Annotated in this window: 12 protein-coding genes, 12 tRNA genes, 3 rRNA genes and 1 riboswitch; all 27 genes read left to right on the forward strand. The window is 43.5% G+C overall.

What is annotated here, in order from left to right; genetic code table 11:
* Positions 1-837 precede the first annotated feature (837 nt).
* Positions 838-2,389, forward strand: a 16S ribosomal RNA gene (locus tag NIT04_RS06650).
* Between the two features lie 352 nt (positions 2,390-2,741).
* Positions 2,742-5,675: ribosomal RNA gene (locus NIT04_RS06655) — 23S ribosomal RNA — on the forward strand.
* Between the two features lie 87 nt (positions 5,676-5,762).
* A 5S ribosomal RNA gene (gene rrf, locus NIT04_RS06660) occupies positions 5,763-5,878 on the forward strand.
* The 16S, 23S and 5S rRNA genes sit together here with 12 tRNA genes alongside, the layout of an rRNA operon.
* Before the next feature lie 101 nt (positions 5,879-5,979).
* A tRNA-Val gene (locus NIT04_RS06665) sits at positions 5,980-6,055 on the forward strand.
* Positions 6,056-6,077: 22 nt separating this feature from the next.
* Positions 6,078-6,153: transfer RNA gene (locus NIT04_RS06670), tRNA-Thr, on the forward strand.
* Positions 6,154-6,159: 6 nt separating this feature from the next.
* Positions 6,160-6,235: transfer RNA gene (locus NIT04_RS06675), tRNA-Lys, on the forward strand.
* 23 nt (positions 6,236-6,258) lie between these two features.
* Positions 6,259-6,351, forward strand: a tRNA-Ser gene (locus NIT04_RS06680).
* Between the two features lie 198 nt (positions 6,352-6,549).
* A tRNA-Met gene (locus NIT04_RS06685) sits at positions 6,550-6,624 on the forward strand.
* Positions 6,625-6,627: 3 nt separating this feature from the next.
* Positions 6,628-6,703 (forward strand) — tRNA-Asp (locus NIT04_RS06690).
* 27 nt (positions 6,704-6,730) lie between these two features.
* A tRNA-Phe gene (locus NIT04_RS06695) sits at positions 6,731-6,806 on the forward strand.
* A gap of 6 nt (positions 6,807-6,812) precedes the next feature.
* Positions 6,813-6,886, forward strand: a tRNA-Gly gene (locus NIT04_RS06700).
* A gap of 1 nt (position 6,887) precedes the next feature.
* Positions 6,888-6,964 (forward strand) — tRNA-Ile (locus NIT04_RS06705).
* Between the two features lies 1 nt (position 6,965).
* A tRNA-Asn gene (locus NIT04_RS06710) sits at positions 6,966-7,040 on the forward strand.
* Positions 7,041-7,047: 7 nt separating this feature from the next.
* A tRNA-Ser gene (locus tag NIT04_RS06715) sits at positions 7,048-7,138 on the forward strand.
* Between the two features lie 7 nt (positions 7,139-7,145).
* Positions 7,146-7,217: transfer RNA gene (locus NIT04_RS06720), tRNA-Glu, on the forward strand.
* A 107-nt stretch (positions 7,218-7,324) separates the two neighbouring features.
* Entirely contained in the window at positions 7,325-9,448 is a 2,124-nt protein-coding gene (locus NIT04_RS06725; protein WP_252503211.1) for a transglycosylase domain-containing protein, read from the forward strand.
* 215 nt (positions 9,449-9,663) lie between these two features.
* Entirely contained in the window at positions 9,664-10,839 is a 1,176-nt protein-coding gene (locus tag NIT04_RS06730) for an AAA family ATPase (protein WP_252502784.1), read from the forward strand.
* A 15-nt stretch (positions 10,840-10,854) separates the two neighbouring features.
* The gene (locus NIT04_RS06735; protein WP_252502785.1) at positions 10,855-12,294 is read left to right on the forward strand and encodes a VWA domain-containing protein; all 1,440 of its coding nucleotides are present in this window, start codon (positions 10,855-10,857) and stop codon (positions 12,292-12,294) included.
* Between the two features lie 391 nt (positions 12,295-12,685).
* Positions 12,686-14,122: a M20 family metallopeptidase gene (locus tag NIT04_RS06740; protein WP_252502786.1), complete on the forward strand. Its 1,437-nt coding sequence runs from the start codon at positions 12,686-12,688 to the stop codon at positions 14,120-14,122.
* Positions 14,123-14,207: 85 nt separating this feature from the next.
* Positions 14,208-15,725, forward strand: a complete 1,518-nt coding sequence (locus tag NIT04_RS06745) for an AbgT family transporter (protein ID WP_252502787.1) — start codon at positions 14,208-14,210, stop codon at positions 15,723-15,725.
* 70 nt (positions 15,726-15,795) lie between these two features.
* Positions 15,796-17,094 carry an amidohydrolase gene (locus tag NIT04_RS06750; protein WP_371922507.1) on the forward strand — a complete coding sequence of 433 codons (1,299 nt, stop codon included), beginning with the start codon at positions 15,796-15,798 and terminating at the stop codon, positions 17,092-17,094.
* Positions 17,095-17,356: 262 nt separating this feature from the next.
* A riboswitch (SAM riboswitch) is annotated at positions 17,357-17,469 on the forward strand.
* 160 nt (positions 17,470-17,629) lie between these two features.
* Positions 17,630-18,613: an aliphatic sulfonate ABC transporter substrate-binding protein gene (locus tag NIT04_RS06755; protein WP_252502788.1), complete on the forward strand. Its 984-nt coding sequence runs from the start codon at positions 17,630-17,632 to the stop codon at positions 18,611-18,613.
* A gap of 16 nt (positions 18,614-18,629) precedes the next feature.
* Positions 18,630-19,469, forward strand: coding sequence for an ABC transporter permease (locus NIT04_RS06760; RefSeq protein ID WP_371922508.1), 840 nt, complete (start codon positions 18,630-18,632; stop codon positions 19,467-19,469).
* A 13-nt stretch (positions 19,470-19,482) separates the two neighbouring features.
* Positions 19,483-20,202: an ABC transporter ATP-binding protein gene (locus NIT04_RS06765; protein WP_252502790.1), complete on the forward strand. Its 720-nt coding sequence runs from the start codon at positions 19,483-19,485 to the stop codon at positions 20,200-20,202.
* 1 nt (position 20,203) lies between these two features.
* Complete coding sequence (gene acsA, locus NIT04_RS06770) at positions 20,204-21,907, forward strand: acetate--CoA ligase (protein WP_252502791.1); 1,704 nt, start codon at positions 20,204-20,206, stop codon at positions 21,905-21,907.
* 45 nt (positions 21,908-21,952) lie between these two features.
* Positions 21,953-22,609, forward strand: coding sequence for a carboxymuconolactone decarboxylase family protein (locus tag NIT04_RS06775; protein WP_252502792.1), 657 nt, complete (start codon positions 21,953-21,955; stop codon positions 22,607-22,609).
* Between the two features lie 139 nt (positions 22,610-22,748).
* Positions 22,749-24,020 (forward strand): sensor histidine kinase, encoded by a 1,272-nt coding sequence (locus NIT04_RS06780; RefSeq protein WP_252502793.1) that lies wholly within the window; start codon positions 22,749-22,751, stop codon positions 24,018-24,020.

The raw sequence follows: 24,020 nt of genomic DNA on the forward strand, positions 1-24,020 counted from the left end.
TAGTATAGGCATTTTAGTTATAGGGGTTATTATTGCAATAAGATATAGAAGCATATATCCATTCATTGAAATACTTATCTTTGCAAGTGTTGCATTACTATTTGATCTTACTCAATTAGCTCTCGGGTTTTTGGGGGATAATTGGATATATCAAATAGCTATTCCCTTTATAGTAACATTGATAGCAGTCTATATTGCATACAGACTAATTAAGAAAATAGATTGGCAGTATTGAGAAATTCATTTTAATTAACACTGAATCATGAATCATCTTTTTCAAGAGTTTAGATGGATCCTAAATTGAAACCTACATTTTAAAATTTGAGTGAAATTGTGGTAAAGTATTAATGCGATGACCATGGCAGAAGCGTATATACAAATACATCTAATTATTAAATGTAATACCGCTACAACGTAACATCCAATCAAGTAACACTTTTTGAAATAAAAGTTGCAATCGATCGAATGAGAGGGTATATTATTAAACGTCGCATTTTTCGAGAGAGCGAAGACGACAAAGAAATTATAATTGGTTGTTGACTAACATCAATATAAAATGTTAAGTTATATACCTTGCGCTTCTGAGATGCACAGGCAAGAAAGAATATCAAAAAAAGTTATTGACAATGAAGTTGCCAAGATGGTATTATATAAAAGTTGCTTCTGAGCGAGGCGACGAACAACGAATCGAATGAACCTTGAAAACTGAACAGCAAAACGTCAACAAATAAAGTCTTGCAACCGACCCTGTCGGTGAAAAGACAAATCGAATCTTCGGATTCAAAATTGACATCTTAAATGATGCCGGCAAGAAACTCGAGCTACTCGAATTTCTCTATTATGGAGAGTTTGATCCTGGCTCAGGACGAACGCTGGCGGCGTGCCTAATACATGCAAGTCGAGCGAATTGATGGGAGCTTGCTCCCTGATATTAGCGGCGGACGGGTGAGTAACACGTGGGCAACCTGCCCTGCAGATGGGGATAACTCCGGGAAACCGGGGCTAATACCGAATAATCAGTTCCTCCGCATGGAGGAACTCTGAAAGACGGTTTCGGCTGTCACTGCAGGATGGGCCCGCGGCGCATTAGCTAGTTGGTGGGGTAATGGCCTACCAAGGCGACGATGCGTAGCCGACCTGAGAGGGTGATCGGCCACACTGGGACTGAGACACGGCCCAGACTCCTACGGGAGGCAGCAGTAGGGAATCTTCCACAATGGACGAAAGTCTGATGGAGCAACGCCGCGTGAGCGAAGAAGGTTTTCGGATCGTAAAGCTCTGTTGCGAGGGAAGAACAAGTACGGGAGTAACTGCCCGTACCTTGACGGTACCTCGTCAGAAAGCCACGGCTAACTACGTGCCAGCAGCCGCGGTAATACGTAGGTGGCAAGCGTTGTCCGGAATTATTGGGCGTAAAGCGCGCGCAGGCGGTCCTTTAAGTCTGATGTGAAAGCCCACGGCTCAACCGTGGAGGGTCATTGGAAACTGGAGGACTTGAGTACAGAAGAGGAAAGCGGAATTCCACGTGTAGCGGTGAAATGCGTAGAGATGTGGAGGAACACCAGTGGCGAAGGCGGCTTTCTGGTCTGTAACTGACGCTGAGGCGCGAAAGCGTGGGGAGCAAACAGGATTAGATACCCTGGTAGTCCACGCCGTAAACGATGAGTGCTAAGTGTTAGGGGGTTTCCGCCCCTTAGTGCTGCAGCTAACGCATTAAGCACTCCGCCTGGGGAGTACGGCCGCAAGGCTGAAACTCAAAGGAATTGACGGGGACCCGCACAAGCGGTGGAGCATGTGGTTTAATTCGAAGCAACGCGAAGAACCTTACCAGGTCTTGACATCCCGCTGACCGGTGTAGAGATACGCCTTTCCCTTCGGGGACAGCGGTGACAGGTGGTGCATGGTTGTCGTCAGCTCGTGTCGTGAGATGTTGGGTTAAGTCCCGCAACGAGCGCAACCCTTGATCTTAGTTGCCAGCATTCAGTTGGGCACTCTAAGGTGACTGCCGGTGACAAACCGGAGGAAGGTGGGGATGACGTCAAATCATCATGCCCCTTATGACCTGGGCTACACACGTGCTACAATGGACGGTACAAAGGGTTGCAAACCCGCGAGGGGGAGCCAATCCCATAAAACCGTTCCCAGTTCGGATTGCAGGCTGCAACTCGCCTGCATGAAGCCGGAATCGCTAGTAATCGTGGATCAGCATGCCACGGTGAATACGTTCCCGGGTCTTGTACACACCGCCCGTCACACCACGAGAGTTTGTAACACCCGAAGTCGGTGGGGTAACCCTTACGGGAGCCAGCCGCCGAAGGTGGGACAGATGATTGGGGTGAAGTCGTAACAAGGTAGCCGTATCGGAAGGTGCGGCTGGATCACCTCCTTTCTAAGGATAATTACGGAATATGAACCTAGGGTTCATACGTTGACGTTTTGCGTTCAGTTTTGAAGGTTCATCTTTCATGATGACTTCAAAACTTGTTCTTTGAAAACTGGATAAAACGACATTGAAGCAACAAAACATCAAGTAATCAACCGAGTCGATCACGTAGTGATTGAACGATACTTTTTTAACGATTACCGATGCATATCGCTATGCATCGGTAATCACCCGAGGGTTTCGAGAAGCGAGCAGGACGAGGAAGCGACCGAACGAGGACCGGAGCGTGCTTACGCACGTGAGGACCGGAGTGACGGAGCTGACGAAGTAATGCGAAGCTTATCGAAAGCCGTATAAAGGTTAAGTTAGAAAGGGCGCACGGCGGATGCCTTGGCACTAGGAGCCTATGAAGGACGGCACTAACACCGATATGCTTCGGGGAGCTGTAAGTAAGCTGTGATCCGAAGATTTCCGAATGGGGAAACCCACTGCCCGTAATGGGGCAGTACGTTCACGTGAATACATAGCGTGAACGAGGCACACCCGGAGAACTGAAACATCTAAGTACCCGGAGGAAGAGAAAGAAACATCGATTCCCTTAGTAGCGGCGAGCGAAACGGGAAGAGCCCAAACCAGGAAGCTTGCTTCCTGGGGTTGTAGGACACTCTATACGGAGTTACAAAGGGACGGATTAGACGAAGAGGCCTGGAAAGGTCCGCCATAGCGGGTAATAGCCCCGTAGTCGAAAGTCCGTCCCCTCCAGAGTGGATCCTGAGTACGGCGGAACACGTGAAATTCCGTCGGAATCCGGGAGGACCATCTCCCAAGGCTAAATACTCCCTAGTGACCGATAGTGAACCAGTACCGTGAGGGAAAGGTGAAAAGCACCCCGGAAGGGGAGTGAAAAAGAACCTGAAACCGTGTGCCTACAAGTTGTCAGAGCCCGTTAATGGGTGATGGCGTGCCTTTTGTAGAATGAACCGGCGAGTTACGATTCCATGCAAGGTTAAGCAGCGAATGCGGAGCCGCAGCGAAAGCGAGTCTGAATAGGGCGAATGAGTATGGGGTCGTAGACCCGAAACCAGGTGATCTACCCATGTCCAGGGTGAAGGTAAGGTAACACTTACTGGAGGCCCGAACCCACGTACGTTGAAAAGTGCGGGGATGAGGTGTGGGTAGCGGTGAAATTCCAATCGAACCTGGAGATAGCTGGTTCTCTCCGAAATAGCTTTAGGGCTAGCCTCAAACGAAAGAATCTCGGAGGTAGAGCACTGTTTGGACTAGGGGCCCATCCCGGGTTACCGAATTCAGACAAACTCCGAATGCCGATGATTTATGTTTGGGAGTCAGACTGCGGGTGATAAGATCCGTAGTCGAGAGGGAAACAGCCCAGACCGCCAGTTAAGGTCCCCAAGTATCCGTTAAGTGGAAAAGGATGTGGCGCTGCCCAGACAACCAGGATGTTGGCTTAGAAGCAGCCACCATTTAAAGAGTGCGTAATAGCTCACTGGTCGAGTGGCGCTGCGCCGAAAATGTACCGGGGCTAAACGGATCACCGAAACTGCGGATTGACACCTATGGTGTCAGTGGTAGGAGAGCGTTCCAAGGGCGTCGAAGCTAGACCGTAAGGACTGGTGGAGCGCTTGGAAGTGAGAATGCCGGTATGAGTAGCGAAAGAAGGGTGAGAATCCCTTCCACCGAATGCCTAAGGTTTCCTGAGGAAGGCTCGTCCGCTCAGGGTTAGTCGGGACCTAAGTCGAGGCCGAAAGGCGTAGACGATGGATAACAGGTTGATATTCCTGTACCACCTCCCCGCCGTTATCAGCAATGGGGGGACGCAGAAGGATAGGGTGAGCGCGCTGTTGGTCATGCGCGTCCAAGCAGTGAGGTGTGGAACGAGGCAAATCCCGTTCCTATAACATTGAGCTGTGATGGCAAGGGGAATTATCCCCGGAGTCCCTGATTTCACACTGCCAAGAAAAGCCTCTAGCGAGGCGGGAGGTGCCCGTACCGCAAACCGACACAGGTAGGCGAGGAGAGAATCCTAAGGTGATCGAGAGAACTCTCGTTAAGGAACTCGGCAAAATGACCCCGTAACTTCGGGAGAAGGGGTGCTCTGGTAGGGTGTTAAAGCCCGAGAGAGCCGCAGTGAATAGGCCCAGGCGACTGTTTAGCAAAAACACAGGTCTCTGCAAAACCGTAAGGTGACGTATAGGGGCTGACGCCTGCCCGGTGCTGGAAGGTTAAGAGGAGAGGTCAGCGCAAGCGAAGCTTCGAATTGAAGCCCCAGTAAACGGCGGCCGTAACTATAACGGTCCTAAGGTAGCGAAATTCCTTGTCGGGTAAGTTCCGACCCGCACGAAAGGCGTAACGATCTGGGCACTGTCTCAACGAGAGACTCGGTGAAATTATAATATGCGTGAAGATGCGCATTACCCGCGACAGGACGGAAAGACCCCGTGGAGCTTTACTGTAGCCTGATATTGAATTCCGGTGCAGCCTGTACAGGATAGGTAGGAGCCTTGGAATCCGGAGCGCCAGCTTCGGAGGAGGCAATGGTGGGATACTACCCTGGCTGTATTGGACTTCTAACCCTTGCCCGTGATCCGGGCAGGAGACAGTGTCAGGTGGGCAGTTTGACTGGGGCGGTCGCCTCCTAAAGTGTAACGGAGGCGCCCAAAGGTTCCCTCAGAATGGTTGGACATCATTCGTAGAGTGCAAAGGCATAAGGGAGCTTGACTGCGAGACCTACAAGTCGAGCAGGGTCGAAAGACGGGCTTAGTGATCCGGTGGTTCCGCATGGAAGGGCCATCGCTCAACGGATAAAAGCTACCCCGGGGATAACAGGCTTATCTCCCCCAAGAGTCCACATCGACGGGGAGGTTTGGCACCTCGATGTCGGCTCATCGCATCCTGGGGCTGTAGTCGGTCCCAAGGGTTGGGCTGTTCGCCCATTAAAGCGGTACGCGAGCTGGGTTCAGAACGTCGTGAGACAGTTCGGTCCCTATCCGTCGCGGGCGCAGGAAATTTGAGAGGAGCTGTCCTTAGTACGAGAGGACCGGGATGGACACACCGCTGGTGTACCAGTTGTCTTGCCAAAGGCATCGCTGGGTAGCTATGTGTGGACGGGATAAATGCTGAAAGCATCTAAGCATGAAGCCCCCCTCAAGATGAGATTTCCCATTACATTTGTAAGTAAGATCCCTCAAAGAAGATGAGGTGGATAGGTCCGGGGTGGAAGCGTGGCGACACGTGCAGCTGACGGATACTAATCGATCGAGGACTTAACCTTAAGTTACTTAAGTACGGTTGAACTTGACGTTCAGCGACAATGTTGGTTTTATCCGGTTTTGAACGAACAAGCATCGTTCATACATAGTCTGGTGACGAAGGCGAAGAGGTCACACCCGTTCCCATACCGAACACGGAAGTTAAGCTCTTCAGCGCCGATGGTAGTAGGGGGCTTCCCCCTGTGAGAGTAGGACGTCGCCGGGCCAGCCAATTTCACTACATAAGAAAGAAGCGTACAAGCATACGTGACTGACTGAACTAGTGAAGCTGACACAGTAGTGCGAAGCCTATTGCACTTTTAACATGGAGGATTAGCTCAGCTGGGAGAGCACCTGCCTTACAAGCAGGGGGTCGGCGGTTCGAACCCGTCATCCTCCACCATACATAATAATACTAATGATTTGCCGGTGTAGCTCAGTTGGTAGAGCAACTGACTTGTAATCAGTAGGTCGTGGGTTCGACTCCTATCGCCGGCACCATTTTTTGAGCCATTAGCTCAGTCGGTAGAGCATCTGACTTTTAATCAGAGGGTCGCAGGTTCGAATCCTGCATGGCTCACCATTACTAGTAACTCTGTTTTTCGTGGAGGAATACCCAAGCCTGGCTGAAGGGATCGGTCTTGAAAACCGACAGGGGTGTTAAAGCCCGCGGGGGTTCGAATCCCTCTTCCTCCGCCATTTTTTAAAAAACAACAATAATGGTTTCTTGAAAACTGAGTGCATAGGATTTAAAGTTCCTATTACTAACATTATCGCGGGGTGGAGCAAATCACATCACACCGAATGTGATTTGTGTAATTTCCTAAAAGGAAATTACAACAAAGTCCCAGAACAAACTGAATGCGTAGGATTTAGAGTTCCTATTACTAACATTATCGCGGGGTGGAGCAGTGGTAGCTCGTCGGGCTCATAACCCGAAGGTCGCAGGTTCAAATCCTGCCCCCGCAACCAAATGGTCCCGTGGTGTAGCGGTTAACATGCCTGCCTGTCACGCAGGAGATCGCCGGTTCGATCCCGGTCGGGACCGCCATTTTTAACTATTACATAAAAAACATGTGGCTCAGTAGCTCAGTCGGTAGAGCAAAGGACTGAAAATCCTTGTGTCGGCGGTTCGATTCCGTCCTGAGCCACCATTCTTTGCGGGTGTAGTTTAGTGGTAAAACCTCAGCCTTCCAAGCTGATGATGAGGGTTCGATTCCCTTCACCCGCTCCATGGGCCTATAGCTCAGCTGGTTAGAGCGCACGCCTGATAAGCGTGAGGTCGGTGGTTCGAGTCCACTTAGGCCCACCATTCCGCAGTAGCTCAGTGGTAGAGCAATCGGCTGTTAACCGATCGGTCGTAGGTTCGAATCCTACCTGCGGAGCCAATAACTTGGGGAAGTACTCAAGTGGCTCAAGAGGTGCCCCTGCTAAGGGCATAGATCGCGTAAGCGGTGCGAGGGTTCGAATCCCTCCTTCTCCGCCATAAGTTCGGCCCCTTGGTCAAGCGGTTAAGACACCGCCCTTTCACGGCGGTAACACGGGTTCGAATCCCGTAGGGGTCATACAAGAAAAAATCCTATCAAGTTATTTATAACTTGATAGGATTTTTTCTGTTTTATTAAACTCTGTAATCTGTACGAATGAAAAAGGTGGAATTCATTTGAGAAGAATGGAACATAGGCAGCAGCAAAAACAATTAAATAGAGGGAAGAAATGGTTTGCCTTAAAAAAACCTATCCGAATCCTATTATTCGGAATGTTAGTAGTGGCCATTTGTGGTTTTGTCATTGTGAATCAATTAATCTCATCAAGTGATGTGAGTAAACTAGAAGAACCTGAACCGAGACCGACGTTTATTTACGATCAAAACGGAGAGATCGTAAGCAAGATTTCAAATTCAAATATTGAAGGAGTTCGTCTAGATCAAATTCCAAAAGAGTTAATAGAGGCAGTCATTTCTGTTGAGGATCAACAGTTTTATAAACATAATGGGATTAATTATTTCGGGATTGCGAGGGCGTTTGCCCAAAACACGTTAAAAGGTGAAGTTGTTGCTGGTGGGAGTACGATCACTCAACAGCTTTCAAAAAATGTGTTTTTAACGCAGGAACGTACATACTCTCGTAAATTTAAAGAATTGCTTATCGCGAAGAAAATTGAGAGAACGTATTCGAAAGATGACATTATGGAACGCTACCTGAATCAAATCTATTTTGGTGAAGGAGCATGGGGTGTTCAACGAGCTGCGGAAATCTATTTTGGAAAAGATGTAAGTGAATTAACGTTAAGCGAATCTGCTACATTAGCGGGATTGATTAAAGCACCTTCCCATTTATCTCCTTATAAAAGCATGGAGAAGTCGGTGGAACGACGCAACATTGTTTTATCGTTAATGAAAAGTGAAGAGTATATTAGTCAGGCGGAGTTCGATGAAGCGATCGGACAAGAAATTGTGTTAGCCGATCCAACAATGCCGAATTATAAAGGGAAGTATCCATATTATATTGACTATATTATTGAAGAGGCTGTCAACAAGTACGAGCTAACGAAAAATGAAGTGCTATCTGGGGGACTCCATATTTATACGGAGTTGAATCCTGTCATCCAAGATGCCCTTGAAGAAGTCTATGAGGATGATCGATATTTTCCTGAGAGTAAGCCCGATCAACTCATTCAAAGTGGTTCGGTCTTCTTGAATCCTAAAACGGGCGGGATTAGTGCCTTGGTGGGGGGCAGGGGGGAATATACGTATGGACGCTTTAATAATGCGACCGAGCTCGTTAGACAACCGGGATCGACCTTGAAACCACTTGTCTACACTGCTGCGCTCGAGCAAGGTTATCAAATTTCGGATCTACTCGTTGACGAACCGATCAACATTAATGGATATGCACCGAAAAATTTCGATCATAAATTCAGAGGGCAAGTGACAATGTACGATGCAGTCACTCAGTCGTATAATATCCCTCCTGTATGGCTTTTGAATAACATCGGAATTGAAACTGGTGTGCGTACCGTAGAGCGGTTCGGAATTCCATTGGAAGAACAAGACCATAATCTTGGACTGGCATTAGGGGGGTTACACAAAGGTACTTCACCCCTGCGAATGGCTCAAGCTTTTTCTGCATTTGCGAATGATGGGGTCATGATGGAAGCTCATGCAATTGTAGAAATAAAAGATTCAGAAGGCGAAGTCATTGGAAAATGGCGTGAACAGTCTGTAGAAGTAACAGAAGCAGAAGTTGCCCAGCAAATGACCTATATGTTGAAAGGTGCTGTCGAAGAAGGTACAGCGCAAAAAGCTCAAATATCAGGGATGGAAGTTGCCGGTAAAACAGGTACCACTCAGCTGCCATTTACGGGTGTAGATGGATCAAAGGATCATTGGTTCGTCGGATATACTCCAGACATCGTGGGAGCGGCTTGGTTAGGCTATGATAAAACGGATTCCGAACATTACTTAACATCGACTAGTAGTTTCACAGCGCCACCAATTTTCGGGCAAGTCCTATCAAGATCAATCAGTGAATTACCTACGAAGAAATTTGATTTGCCATTAATCGCGAAAAAGAAAAAAGAGCTAGAGGAACAGATAGATAGGTTGAGGGAAAAAGAACAAAAACAAGAAAATGAGAAAAGGAAACTGGAGAAGAAAAAAGAGAAAGAACGGAAAAAAAGAGAGAAGAAAGACGAGAAGGAAAGAGAGAAGAGAGAGAAGAAAATAGAGAAAGATAAGAAGAAAAGAGAAAAAGAAAAAGAGAAAAAACATAAGTGGAAAGAACATGATGATTGAACGGTCGATTTAAGACTTTCTAATGAAAAAGCGCTATAAACGTTATTATGCCAACGTTTAAGCGCTTTTTTATGCTATCTATGATGAAAATTTTGTCATCGACAGATTAAAATGAACGAGTATCCCTCAAACTGTAATGTAAAGAAATTATTTTTAAGAGCAGAATAAGACAATTCCTTATTCTATTTACATTACAAAGTAAGGAGTTATATACAATGACAATTACTCATTTGACAAAGCTAGAGGAAATTAGACAGGCCCTCAATGCGAAGTATTTGGAACGGGAGAACGAGGTTGAGGGGATTCTTGTCGCTCTACTCTCGAGACAGCATATGCTCATGATTGGACCTGCTGGAACTGCGAAATCTGCATTGGCAATTGAGGTAGCTAAAATCGTACAAGGAACAGAATACTTCCAATGGTTATTAACGAGGTTCAGTACACCCGAAGAAGTGTTTGGCCCGTTGTCATTAAAAGACCTTGAAAAAGGCATATACAAGCGGAACACTAGAACTAAAATGCCAGAAGCGAATCTTGTTTTCCTGGATGAGATATTTAAAGCAAATCCGGCAATCTTGAATAGTTTACTGACACTTATAAACGAACGGATCTTTTATAATAACGGAACGCCAGTAAAGGTTCCTTTATTATCAGTTATTGGAGCTTCAAACGAATATCCAGAAGAAGGGGAAGGACTGGAAGCTCTTTTCGACAGGTTTTTACTTCGGTTCGAGCTAGATTACATTGCGAATGAAACGAATTTTGTTTCTATGTTGAAGGGAACCGGTCAGAATACGGTCATGCCTTCCATGACAATGGGAGAATTACTTCAACTCCAGTTTTTAGCGGACATTGTACCAATTCCGGATGACGTGTATGAAAAACTTTCGGAAATTCGCAACGAATTACGTGACGAAGGGATACGCCCTTCTGACAGGCGATTTAAGCAGTCTCTATCGATACTTCAAGCGAAAGCGTTAATAAACCAAAGGCAGGTTGTGAAGGTATCTGATATTGTGATCCTAGAAAATGTGCTTTGGGAAACGGTGGACCAAAAAGATACCGTATCTTCCATTATTCGCAATCATACACATGATGCTGTTACGCAAATCCTCTCTTCCATACAATATGAAGCAAATGAAGTTTTCTACTCCATAGTGCAGGACCATACACCCGAGGCTGGAATGGAGGCGGCTCATAAAATGAAAGCTTTAGTGGCTGATTTGAACAAGCTCAAAAGTGACTATCATAGTCGGAATGCCGATATCGCTAAATTACTTGATAAGGTAACCTCGATGGAACATGAGATCTTGAATAAAATACTAGAGCCATGGTATTTTGAATCTCGAACTGAAAAGAAGGGGTCCACCAGCACCTTTTTTAAAATGTGACAGGGAGTGTTCTTTGTGAAGATACGTAAAAGTCACAATGCCAATCAATCAGTATTGAATACAGACGCATTCGATAAAAGACGTTTCCGAGAGATTTTTGAAATGTCATCGGGTCTTCAAAAGGTAAGAGGTGAAAGTGAGCTACCGCTGTTCGAATCATTACTCGCTGACATATGGGCTTCCTTATATAAGATGAAACCTGAAATCACTCTACACATAGACAGTGATCTAATGGTTAATAAGTCACTGATGGAAAGAATCATGGCGGAAGAATGCTTTGTAAACTTTCGTAGCTTCACTCGTTTAGATGATTTGTCGTCAGCTATCGGCGCGGTGAAATTCGGAGAGAAGACGAACCAATGGCTCGCTGAACAGAAAAGGGAAGATGAAGACTTACAAAAGCAGTTAGAGGAAATTCTACAGATGCATAGGCAGCTTCGAAGGCACGAGTGGGAAGAAGAGACTAGAAGTGAAAGCCGTAAAACAGATGAGGAATTCACAGAAATGATGACTAAACTTGATGAGAAATTGCAACAGATACTTCGTAACAACAGTGAGAGCTTTTCGCAAGCATTGGTACAAGCCATTCAAGAAACAAAGCAGGTGAAGGAAGGTCTCATATCGTTACTTGGCGGCATTAGATCGGGCTGTGGAGATGGAGACCTGAAACAAGTTCCTTTACGAGACCAAATCTCATTAGCGGAAAAGATTGCTTCTAATAAAAAAATGAAAGAAATAGCGGGCTGGGCAGGTCGGTTCAAACAGGTAGCCCGTAAAAAGCAAAAGACCAAATATAATGAGGCAGTCAATAGAAGTGGAGTCACGATTGGCACCGATATTGAACGGCTGTTGCCGATAGAGCTAGGATTGTACATGCATCCACAAACTAAAACCGATTTCCTCCGTCGGTTTGTGGAAGGTCAGACGATGATGTATGTACAGGAGGGAAGGGAGGTACTTGGGAAAGGACCTATCATTCTTTGCTTAGATCAGTCTAGCAGTATGCGAAGCCTCGATACTCAAGCTAAAGGGTTTACGTTAGCCCTTATGTCGATTGCTAGAAGACAGAGAAGGGATTTTTGTTTGATCTTATTTTCAACTCATATACAGGTCTTGAAATATGAAAAAGGAAAAATTAAGAGCTCAGATATAGTGAATTTGGCACAAATATTCCTAAGTGGTGGGACGAATTTTGCCATACCTCTAAGTAGATCGCTAAGCGTAATTAATGAAAGCCGTTTTAAAGAAGCAGATGTTGTATTTGTTACAGACGGTGAGGACGAGATAAATGATTCATTTCTTGAAGAGTTCAATAAGAAGAAAAAAGAGAAAGCCTTTAATGTCCTGTCCTTTATTGTAGGTAGCCACGTAAATACAGTGGAATCGTTTTCCGATAAAGTTGTCATGATGAAAGATTTCGAAGACGAGAGTAGTTATACTGCATTTGAGATTTAATTGAACACAAAAGGAATAAGAAGATGACCTTAAATGTTGTAATTCAACGTTTAGGGTCATCTTTTGTTTTTGGATTGAAGTGTGTAAACTCTATGCATTCTGAATATATAATTAAAATAATAAAAAACTGCTAGGGAAAAAAAGTTATTTTCACCAATATATTTTTGTACTAGGCAGTAATAATAAAATCATGTATACTCCTATTATCGTTATATTCAATGGGTTCTCTATAACAAGTTGATACAGAGATACTGGAAATAATCATCATACTAATAAGAAAATTTATTAGGACTAAATGTAACAACAATGATCAATCAGCCGGCTGGGTTTACACGTTTAAGTTTTAAACGAGGAAAAGAAAGCGCATACATTGTTTTGGGAGGTAATCATCATGTCAATTGCAAGTAAATTTACGAAGGATTACTTGGTGAAAAATAAAGCGAAATTTGAAGATGTGAGTGAATATATTTTCAATCACCCGGAAACAAGGTTTGAAGAATACGCCTCATCTGAATTTCTAGCAAATGCATGTGAAAAAGAAGGGTTTACAGTGGAACGTGGTGTTGCTGGTATCGAAACTGCGTTTGTGGCTACTTTTGGAAGCGGGAAACCAGTCATTGGTTTCTTAGGAGAATTTGATGCGCTTTCGGGATTAAGTCAAGAACCGAACAAGACAGCTTATGAACCATGGGAAACTAGCAATGGACATGGATGTGGGCACAATTTACTCGGAACAGGTGCTTTTGCAGCTGCATGTACAACAAAGAAGTACCTCGAAGAGAACGGATTATCCGGTACTGTGAAGTTTTTCGGCTGTCCTGGAGAAGAGGGTGGATCAGGGAAAACCTTTATGGTTCGGGAAGGTGTTTTTGAAGGTGTGGATACTGCACTGACTTGGCATCCATCCCCAGGCAACAGTATTATGGGCTTTTCAAGTTTGGCAAACTACCAAGTGTCTTTTCACTTTAAAGGGATATCTTCCCATGCCGCAAACTCTCCACATTTAGGCAGAAGTGCATTGGACGCTGTCGAATTGATGAATGTGGGTGTTAACTACCTTCGGGAACATGTGATTCCGGAAGCAAGGATACATTATGCAGTAACAAACACAGGGGGAACCTCACCTAATGTTGTTCAAGCGGAAGCAGAGGTGCTCTATTTAATCCGCTCGCCAAAAGTTAACGAAGTAGATGATATTTATAAAAGGGTATGCAAAATTGCTAAAGGCGCTGCAATGATGACAGAAACAGAAGTGACAATCAAATTCGATAAAGCATGTTCCAATTATATTCCAAATCGTAGTTTGGAAAAAATATTGCATAAAAATTTACTAGAAGCTGGTATCGAAGCGCCTACAGACGAAGAAGTAGCTTATGCTGAAAAGATCTGGAATTCATTAACACAAGGTGAGAAAGAGAATTATTTAGATCTACTGAAAGGGTTCGGGTATTCCGGAGATGGAAGTGAATTTGAAGGGAAATATTTATCTGAATCAATCTCACCATACAGCGATAGAGATGGCTTGCTTTCAGGATCGACGGATGTTTCTGACGTTAGCTGGGTCGTTCCAACTGCACAGTTGACAGCATCTACATCTGCATTAGGAACACCTTTGCATACATGGCAAATGACGACACAAGGGATTAGCAGCTATGCACATAAAGGGATGTTTCGTGCGGCGGAAGCGATGGCGTTAACAGCCATACAGCTGATCAATCATCCGGAAGATCTGGAAAAAGTGAAGCAGGAATTTCGAGCATTTCAAGCAAAGAATCCTTATACATGTCCGATTCCAAAGGATGTAAAACCATCAAAACTACATCAATAAGATACAGGCAATTGGAGAGGAAATCGGCATTGCCGATTTCATTACTCCTTTTAACAAATGGAAAGAATAGATTAGGGGGTAAAATATGAATGCACAAACGAAGAAGAAAAGTGTTTTTGGTAAACTTTTAAATGGGATTGAAATCTTAGGGAATAGACTACCTGATCCCTTTATTCTATTTGCAGTTTTAGCAGTTGTTGTTATTGTATTATCATTTATTCTAAGCTCATTTGGTATTTCTGTTGTCCATCCTGGAAGCGGTGAAGTAGTTCCGATTAAAAATCTGGCTTCTGGTGAAGGGCTAGAATATATCTTAACTTCCATGCTTAGTAACTTCACTGGATTTGCTCCATTAGGCTTAGTATTAGCTATGATGCTTGGTGTTGGACTAGCTGAAAAAGTAGGGTTGTTGGATTATGCTATTCGAAAAACGATTTTAAAGGCACCTCGTGCATTCGTAACGTATGCAGTTGTTTTTGTTGGAATCATGGGTAACTTGGCGTCAGATGCAGCGATGATTCTAATTCCCCCATTGGCCGCAATGGTCTTCTACAAAATGGGGCGCAATCCGATTGCAGGTTTAGTGGCTGGATTTGCTTCAGCAGGTGCGGGGTTTACAGCGAACCTATTGATTGTTGGAACTGACGCTCTTTTAGCGGGTATTTCTACGGAAGCTGCCAAAATTATGGATGATGCATTTGCTGTTACACCAGTAGATAACTGGTATTTCAATATAATTTCTGTTTTTGTATTAACTGTAGTTGGTGCATTGATCACAGAAAAGATCATTGAACCAAGACTTGGTAAATATCAAGGAGAAGCAGTAGTCGTAGATGTTGAAGAAAATCCAAGAGCTGGAAAAGCATTTAGAAATGCCGTCATTGCCGGATTGGTGTATATAGCAATCCTCATCGTTGCAATTAATGTACCAAATAGTGCTTTGAGAAGTGAAGACGGTGGGTTGATACCATCCCCATTCTTATCAGGTATCGTTCCGATTATTCTGTTTTGGTTTTTAACGATTGGTGTAACGTATGGAATAACGTTAGGGAAAATTAAAACGTCAAAAGACGTAAGTAAATATATGGCTGAATCGATCAAAGACTTATCTGGTTATATCGTGTTAATATTTGCAATCTCCCAATTTATCGCTTACTTCAACTGGTCAAATATTGGGATTTGGATAGCAGTGAATGGGGCGGAATTCCTTACTGAAATTAACTTTACAGGAATGTGGCTTATTATCGGCTATATACTTTTGACTGCGATTCTAGAGTTTTTTATTACTTCAGGTTCTGCAAAATGGGCACTGGAAGCACCGATATTCGTACCGATGTTTATGAAGCTAGGATATCATCCTGCATTCACACAATTAGGTTATCGTGTAGCTGACTCATCTTTTAATATCATGACGCCATTAAACCCATATCTTGTCGTGATTCTATCGTTTATGCAAAAATACGATAAAAAGGCTGGTATTGGGACATTAATGTCACTGATGATACCTTATTCACTTATATTTTTAGGTGTTTGGATCATTTTAATTGCAATCTTCTACACATTCAATTTACCAATTGGACCGGGAGTTACACCTTTTCTATAAGATAAATGCTAACATGTACGTAGCAAGGTAGACAGATGCTTGTCTCATAAACGATAAGGGAGATTGATACATGATGGTCGTAGATCTTAATTCCGATTTATCGAAAAAAGTAATTGCTTGGAGACGGGATTTTCACCAATACCCGGAAACGGGGTTTCTAGAAATGCGAACGGCTTCGATTGTAGCGTCTATCTTAGATGAATTAGGGTTCGATTTAACAATGGGGAAATCTGTTATGTCAGACAATCATTGTATGGGGAAACCAGATACTGAAGCTACAAAAAAACATTATCTATGGGCGATCGAGAATGGAGCTAAGAAAGACTATGTTGCAAACTTTTCCGATGGATATACTGGGATAGTTGCAACACTGGATACCGGTATAGAAGGACCAACAACCGCCTATCGATTTGATATGGATGCGCTCGATATTCACGAATCGGAGTTGGACAGTCATTTCCCTAAGCAAGAGGGATTTAGATCAAAGCTTCCTCATAAAATGCATGCGTGCGGTCACGATGCCCACACAGCAATTGGATTAGGTTTGGCGACAGTTATTGCTAGCAATAAAGAAGCCTTAAAAGGGAAAATCAAATTGATCTTTCAACCTGCTGAAGAGGGAACGCGCGGCGCGAAATCAATGGCTAGTGCTGGAATCGTAGATGATGTCGATTATTTCATCGCCTCCCATGTTGGGACAGGGGTCCCACATCAACATTTCGTTGCTTCCAATAACGGTTTCTTAGCCACGTCGAAACTGGATATCACTTTTAAAGGCAAGGCATCCCATGCAGGAGCACAACCTGAGGAAGGAAATAATGCATTGTTAGCTGCTGCGAATGCGGCATTGAATATCCACGCAATCGCTAGAAATTCAAAAGGGATTTCAAGAATTAATGTCGGTGAATTACATGCTGGTTCAGGAAGAAATATTATCGCGGACTATGCATTTCTGAAAGCGGAAACTCGCGGTGAAAACTCTGAGGTGAATCAATATATAAAAAACCAGCTGGAATCGATCATCGCAGGTGCGGCACAAATGTATCAAGTCGATTATCAAATTGATACAGTCGGTGAAGCACTTAGTAGCCAAGGATCGAAAGAGTTGGCAGTGATTCTCAAGGGATGTGCAGAAGAGTCAGCCATGTTAAACGAAACAGCTTTGGAATCAAATGACGCGGCTGGTTCCGAAGATGCAACTTATTTCATGGAACGAGTGAAACAAAACGGTGGACTCGCAACATATTGTATTTTCGGCACAGACCTTCCTGCGGGACACCATAATGAACAATTTGACATCAATGAAGAAACGATGCTTGCAGCCGTAGATGTCTTATTTAAATCTGCTTTAAAATTAAATAGCCTATAAAATGGTTGTTAAAAAAGGGGATCTATGCGATTCCCTTTTTTATTATGAAAATATTGGTTCAATCAATTTTTATAGGAGTTAGTGAATAAAAATAAAACAATATAATATACTGAGTAATCCTTGTGAAATCAGTTGATTAAACGGATTTACCACTCACTCTATTTTTAAATAATGAAAATATGAGTTGACAATTTATTTTTATCTGTCTATACTAATTCTCAATCAGTTAGATTTTGATAATTATTTTGACAATTACATACATCTCTTATTAAGAGTGGCGGAGGGAATAGGCCCGATGAAGCCCGGCAACCGACAGATGAATTGATCTGAAAAGGTGCTACATCCTACAGGTGTTTTTAGCCTGGAAGATAAGAGGAGGATTTTTGCAGCCCTCTTCTTATTGAAGAGGGTTTTTCATATTCATTGAGTTGATATTGGATTCGTGCATAGTTAAATCCGACTATGCAGATTGGAACAATTGATGATAGGGTAAAATTGATTTTCTATATAAAAATGAGTTTAGGAGGAAATGAACATGAAAAAATGGATTGCATTAATATTAACGGTTATCGGTATAACGATGCTGATGTCAGCTTGCTCATCCGGTGAAGGAAAGGAAAAGGCGGAGTTGAAAAAAGTTGTGTTGGATTATGCATATTACTCGCCAACTAGCCTAGCGTTGAAGGAATTTGGTTGGGTAGAGGAGGCGTTTGAGGAACAGGGGATTGAAGTGGAGTGGGTACTCAGCCACGGAAGCAATAAAGCACTTGAATTTCTAAATTCGAAAAGTGTCGACTTCGGTTCGACAGCTGGGGCTGCTGCGTTAATTGCCAAGTCAAACGGTTCTCCGATTGAATCGGTCTATATTTATTCAAAGCCTGAATGGACTGCACTTGTGGCAACAGAGGATTCAGAAATTACATCAATCGAACAATTGAAGGGAAAGAAAGTGGCTGCAACGCTAGGAACGGATCCATATATATTCCTTCTCCGTTCGTTACAAGAAGTTGGTATGTCGTCCAAGGACTTGGAAATTGTGAATTTACAACACTCAGATGGCGCTAACGCTCTTTTGACAGGTCAAGTAGAAGCATGGGCAGGGTTAGATCCACATATGGCAAAAGTTGAAGTCGATTCTGGCGCAAAGTTATTCTTACGTGATCATGAAAAAAATACGTACGGAACGCTGAATGTCCGATCTGACTTTGCTGAACAACATCCTGAAGTAGTTGAAACAGTGATTGAAGTGTATGAGAAAGCACGGAAGTGGGTTTTGGAAAATCCGGATGAGGCAGCCGACATACTCGCACAAGAAGCTGACATGCAATTGGAAGTTGCGAAAAAGAGTTTAGAGCGTAATGACTTCTCTGAACCAATTCCTGGCCAGAAACAAATTGATGCACTGACTGCGGCAGGTGAAGTGTTGCAATCAGAAAATGTTATTAAAGGGGATGTGGATGTCGGGAAGACTGTAGAAGAATTGATTACTGATCAATTTGCAAAAAAAGTTATCGAATGAACTAGGGGGAATGGACATGACGGTCAATATTGACGAAAAAGGATTTTTTAAAGTAAAAGGAAAAAAGTCGGTCAAAGTTAGCTTTGAAAATAAAGTGAGGGGTTTAACGCTCGGCTTGATCATTCCGTTTATTCTTTTAGTCGTGTGGGAAGCAGCTGTCCGTTTCAATTGGCTTGATGCTTATGTCTTTCCGGCTCCGACAACCATTTTGCAAAAAATTATCGAGTTAGCCCAAGAAGGTAAACTTTGGGGGCATGTAGGAATTACGTTTTTTCGGGTTATGATCGGATTTCTAGCAGGAACAATTGCCGCGGTTATATTGGGATCCATCGTCGGTTATTTTAAATGGTTTGAGCAGTTGATGGATCCGTTAATTCAAGCATTTCGCTCAATACCCTCTCTAGCCTGGGTTCCATTGTTTATCCTTTGGATGGGTATTGGAGAGTCGTCCAAAGTGATGTTAATCGCTGTCGGTGTGTTCTTCCCGATCTATCTTAACATCGTCTCAGGTATTCAAGGGGTAGACCGTAAGTTAATTGAAGTCGGCAAGATCTATCATTTTACTCCGTTGCAAATTGTTCGTCGTATCATCTTGCCAGCTTCACTTCCAGCGTTTCTCGTGGGCTTGCGCAGTGGTGTTGGACTCGGCTGGATGTTCGTTGTAGCTGCCGAGTTAATGGGGGCCAGTCAAGGGCTTGGGTATTTGTTAGTTGTTGGTCAGAATACGTATTCACCCGAGCTTATTATCGCAAGCATTATTTTATTTGCATTGTTAGGGAAAGCAACCGATTCGTTGTTGAAATCATTGGAAGCACGTGCATTGAAGTGGCAAGACAACCTACAAAACCAACTATGATGGAGGGATTTCAATGTTGAAAGTGAAAGAGGCGACTAGGACATTCAATAACGGGCTTGCAGGATTCAACAACATATCATTTTCCATTAAGGAAGGGGAAACTGTTGGGATTCTGGGAACGAGTGGTTGTGGAAAAAGTACACTGCTTCGCGTTTTATCCGGACTCGATCAGAATTATGAAGGTGCAATTGAAATTGGGGGTGTAGGGGAACAGCCAATCGGTATGATCTTTCAAGAGCCAAGATTAATGCCTTGGCTTACTGTAAAAGAGAATATTTTATTCGGAGCGAAAGATGAGAAGGAGAAACAAGCAACGGTACATGAGTATTTGAATCTTGTCGGTTTGTCTGATTTTGACGCTCATTATCCGAAAGATTTGTCTGGAGGGATGGCGCAACGAACCGCAATTGCCCGTGCACTAATTGGAGAGCCAGATGTCTTGCTCCTAGATGAACCTTTTAGTGCATTGGATGCTTTCACTAAAATGCAATTGCAGGATTTATTGTTAAAAATTCAACAGAACCGTTTAACAACGATGGTAGTCGTTACGCATGACATCGATGAAGCGCTTTACTTATGCGATCGAATATTCATCCTCGGTGGTCAACCCGGCACATTGCAGGCGGAATTGTCAATTGACGTAGCGAAACCGAGAGATCGAGGCGATTCGTTTTTGGCGGCTAAAAAAGCAGAAATCCTTGAGCTTTTACATATCGAAAAGGAGGTTGTCTAACATGGCTAATGAGGAAGTGATTTATCCACATGAAGGAAATTACAACATTACGGCTGAACTCCCTTCAAGAAACGATTTCACATGGAAAAGTATTGAATCGTATTTCAGTTGGTCTGCTACCGGAAAAGTGAATATGGCTTATGAATGTGTCGATCGCCATGTCGTGGAAGGGTTTGGAGAGAAAGTCGCTCTACATTATTTTGGTGAAAATGAAGAGTACACAGTAACGTATCGTGAATTGAAGAAGAAAACGGATCTCTGGGCTACTGTTTTGAAAAAGAAAGGGGTAAAAAAAGGGGACTTCGTCTTTATCTTTTTACCGAAGCATCCTGATTGTCATATCGCAATGCTTGCTGCCATTAAACTTGGCGCTGTTGTCGGGCCACTATTCGAAGCGTTTATGGAAGATGCAGTAAAGGAGCGGATTGCCGATTGTGAGGGCGCTTATTTAATCGCTTCGCCTGAGTTGATCAAACGCGTGCCGCGTGCAGAATTGCCATCACTGAAAACGGTGTGGATAACGGCAGAGCCCGAACAATGCAAGGATGATGAAATTTCGTTGTTTGAAGAGGCGCGTACTATTGATAGTGAAGAAGACATCATCGAGTGGGTGGATTTGGACCATGCGCTAAATATTCATTATACGAGCGGTTCGACTGGCAGGCCCAAAGGAATTATCCATGCCCATCGAGCGATGATCCAACAATACATTACAGGCAGATGGGTATTGGATTTGAAGGATGAGGATGTCTATTGGTGCACAGCACACCCAGGTTGGGTGACAGGAACGGTATACGGAGTTTTCGCACCGTTGCTTAACCGGGCAACAATCGTCATTCACGGTGGCAGATTTAATGCTGATGAATGGTATTCCGTTTTAGAAAAGTCAGGTGTCACTGTTTGGTATAGTGCGCCGACAGCTTTCAGAATGTTAATGGCGGAAGGGGATGATAAGACAGCGAATTATGATTTGTCGAAGATCCGGCATGTTTTAAGTGTAGGCGAGCCGTTAAATCCAGAAGTGATCCGTTGGGGTACCAAAACGTTGTCGAACAGAATTCATGATACATGGTGGATGACTGAAACAGGGGCTCAACTCATTGTGAATCTTCCCTCCGAAAAAATTATTCCCGGATCTATGGGAAGACCGTTTCCGGGAATTGAAGCGGCAATTCTAGGAGATGACGGTGAAAAGCTTGCGCCCGGCAGAGTAGGACACTTAGCATTGAAAGCGAATTGGCCTGCAATAATGAGGGAAGTATGGAACGATCCTGCCAAGTATTCGACATATTTCCCGTTCGAAGGATGGTATGTATCTGGCGATTTGGCGACAATCGATGATAACGGCTATATCTTTTTCCAAGGCCGGAGCGACGATATGATCAATTCTTCAGGTGAACGAATCGGTCCATTTGAAGTAGAGAGTAAATTGATCGAACACCCAGCTGTTGCAGAGGTGGGTGTCATTGGGAAGCCAGATGCGTTGAGAGGGGAAATCGTCAAGGCATTTATCGTCTTACGAGATGGATTCGAAGCAAGTGATGCGCTGCTGCAAGAACTGCGTCAATTCGTACGAAGTGGTCTAGCTGCTCATGCTGCGCCGAGGGAAATTGAATTTCTTGAGGAGTTGCCTAAGACACCGATTAGCGGAAAAATCCTTCGACGGGAATTGAAAGCAAGGGAACTTCAAAAAGTAAACGTCTAACCCGCAAATAACAAACTAACAGATAGTACTGAGGAGGAAATAATGATGAGCAAAGAAGATTTATATAGAAAATCATATTTTAACCGTTTAGGAGAATTAAGTGATCTAGCACCTGATGCTTTTAAGGCATTTGTACAGTTTGACAAACTTGCCTTAGCAGAAGGAAAACTAACGAAGAAATTAAAAGAATTGATTGCTATTGCTGTTGCCCATACAACAGGTTGTCCGTATTGTATCGATATTCATGTAAAAGCAGCAAAATCAGAAGATGTTACGAAGGAAGAAATGTCGGAAGCCATCTTGGTCGCTACGGCCTTAAAGGCAGGCTCCGCTCTTGCTCATGGAGTGAATGCATTAAATGCATACGATCAAAATGGCGAGGATGAATACTATAAAGCATCTTATTTCAATAGATTAAAGGAATTCTCAACAATAAATGGAGATGTCTTTAAGTCGTTTGTTGATTTCGATGCAAAAACAATGAAAGAAAGTATATTAAGTGTAAAAGAAAAGGAATTGATTGCTGTCGCTGTTGCCCATACAACAGGTTGCCCGTACTGTATTGACATTCATACAAAGGGTGCAAAGAAAGCAAATGCAACGAAGGAAGAACTAGCAGAATCGATTCTGGTGGCAACTGCATTAAAAGCGGGTTCAGCTCTGGCTCACAGTGTGAATGCATTAAATGCATATGATGATTAAAGAAGTAAAAAAGCGATACAAACATTCATAGCAATGTTTGTATCGCTTTTTCTAATTGAATGTTACGCTAATAAATGATTAAATACTTGCCATGTTATAATTTCCTTAGACGATTATTTCTAATAATAGGAGATATTATATGTTAAACAAGCACCTGACCCAAAAAGAACGTAAAATAGACATGACGGCTTTGTTGTTGACAGCTTTGTTGACGGCGATTGCGGGGGAGTTTAAACTCATTCCATTTAATGGGGAGTCGTTTCGTTTTAGTTTAGGGAGCATCACTTTTTTTCTCCTCCTCCTCATCCGTCCGGCTGGATCTCTTCCTTTGACGGGGCTTGTGACGGGCTTGACTGTCGTTATGTTCCGAACTTGTGTTGAAATGATGACAACGTCTGTTTCATTAATGGATAGTTTCCAGCATCATCTGCCTATCTTATTGTATTATGTTGTTTTTGCGATAGGTTTTCATATCATTTGTATTGACAAGTATCGAGCGGCTCCGCTTTTGTTGGGCTCATGGGCAGCTCTATTTGAGTTTGTTGGGAACGGTGCAGAAAGCATAATGCGTATATGGATGTTAAACCGTGATTGGTTGATGGTGAAAGACTGGGCGTTAATCGGCGGAGTGGCAATGTTTCGCAGTTTCTTCGTTGTAGGGCTATATAGTTCAATAATGTTATCTGAACAGAAAAAGCGCATGCAGGAAATGCTAGGGATCGGTTCGAATTTGTATGCGGAGTCGCTTTATTTACAGAAGTCGATGAATCATATTGAGCAAGTAACTGCCTCGAGCCATGAGTTATACCGGAAGTTAAAACAAGAAAATCTGCATGACTTGAGTGTACAGGCACTAGCAATCGCGCAAGAAATTCATGAAGTGAAAAAAGACTCCCAGCGTATACTGTCAGGTTTGTCCAAGATTACTAAAGAAAAGAGCGCTGATCTCTTTCGATTATCAGATCTGTTTGACTTTGTTATTACGTCGAATCGGAAATACAGTGTCATGTTGAATCGGACAGTCGAATTCCGGCTAACGATGTCAGTCGATTATGAAACGGATCAGCATATCCCGCTATTGGCTTTATTAAACAATGTTACGGCCAATGCGGTTGAGTCGATTAATCAAATGGGTTCTATTTCCATTAAAGTGTCCGAAGAAGCGGACAATCTATATATTGTAATTCAGGACACGGGCAAAGGCATTCAAAAAGAAGATCTCCCCATTTTGTTTGAGCCGGGCTATACAACGAAGTTTAATGAACAAGGAGTGGCGGCAACAGGCATTGGTCTTTCCCATGTCCAACAGATTACACAAATGCTGCAAGGGGAGCTCCATATTGAGACAGAAGAAACGGGAACGGTTTTCCATATACGGATCCCTTCCTATACAATACGAAAAATTAGGTGA

This window comes from Sporosarcina sp. Marseille-Q4943, assembly GCF_943736995.1.
Lineage (GTDB): Bacteria > Bacillota > Bacilli > Bacillales_A > Planococcaceae > Sporosarcina.

Excerpts from the sequence above, each read along its gene's own strand:
- NIT04_RS06740 (WP_252502786.1), top strand. The coding sequence starts at position 12,686 with ATGTCAATTGCAAGTAAATTTACGAAGGATTACTTGGTGAAAAATAAA.
- acsA (WP_252502791.1), top strand. The coding sequence starts at position 20,204 with ATGGCTAATGAGGAAGTGATTTATCCACATGAAGGAAATTACAACATT.
- NIT04_RS06750 (WP_371922507.1), top strand. The coding sequence starts at position 15,796 with ATGATGGTCGTAGATCTTAATTCCGATTTATCGAAAAAAGTAATTGCT.
- NIT04_RS06745 (WP_252502787.1), top strand. The coding sequence starts at position 14,208 with ATGAATGCACAAACGAAGAAGAAAAGTGTTTTTGGTAAACTTTTAAAT.
- NIT04_RS06775 (WP_252502792.1), top strand. The coding sequence starts at position 21,953 with ATGAGCAAAGAAGATTTATATAGAAAATCATATTTTAACCGTTTAGGA.
- NIT04_RS06730 (WP_252502784.1), top strand. The coding sequence starts at position 9,664 with ATGACAATTACTCATTTGACAAAGCTAGAGGAAATTAGACAGGCCCTC.
- NIT04_RS06760 (WP_371922508.1), top strand. The coding sequence starts at position 18,630 with ATGACGGTCAATATTGACGAAAAAGGATTTTTTAAAGTAAAAGGAAAA.
- NIT04_RS06725 (WP_252503211.1), top strand. The coding sequence starts at position 7,325 with ATGGAACATAGGCAGCAGCAAAAACAATTAAATAGAGGGAAGAAATGG.
- NIT04_RS06755 (WP_252502788.1), top strand. The coding sequence starts at position 17,630 with ATGAAAAAATGGATTGCATTAATATTAACGGTTATCGGTATAACGATG.
- NIT04_RS06765 (WP_252502790.1), top strand. The coding sequence starts at position 19,483 with ATGTTGAAAGTGAAAGAGGCGACTAGGACATTCAATAACGGGCTTGCA.
- NIT04_RS06780 (WP_252502793.1), top strand. The coding sequence starts at position 22,749 with ATGTTAAACAAGCACCTGACCCAAAAAGAACGTAAAATAGACATGACG.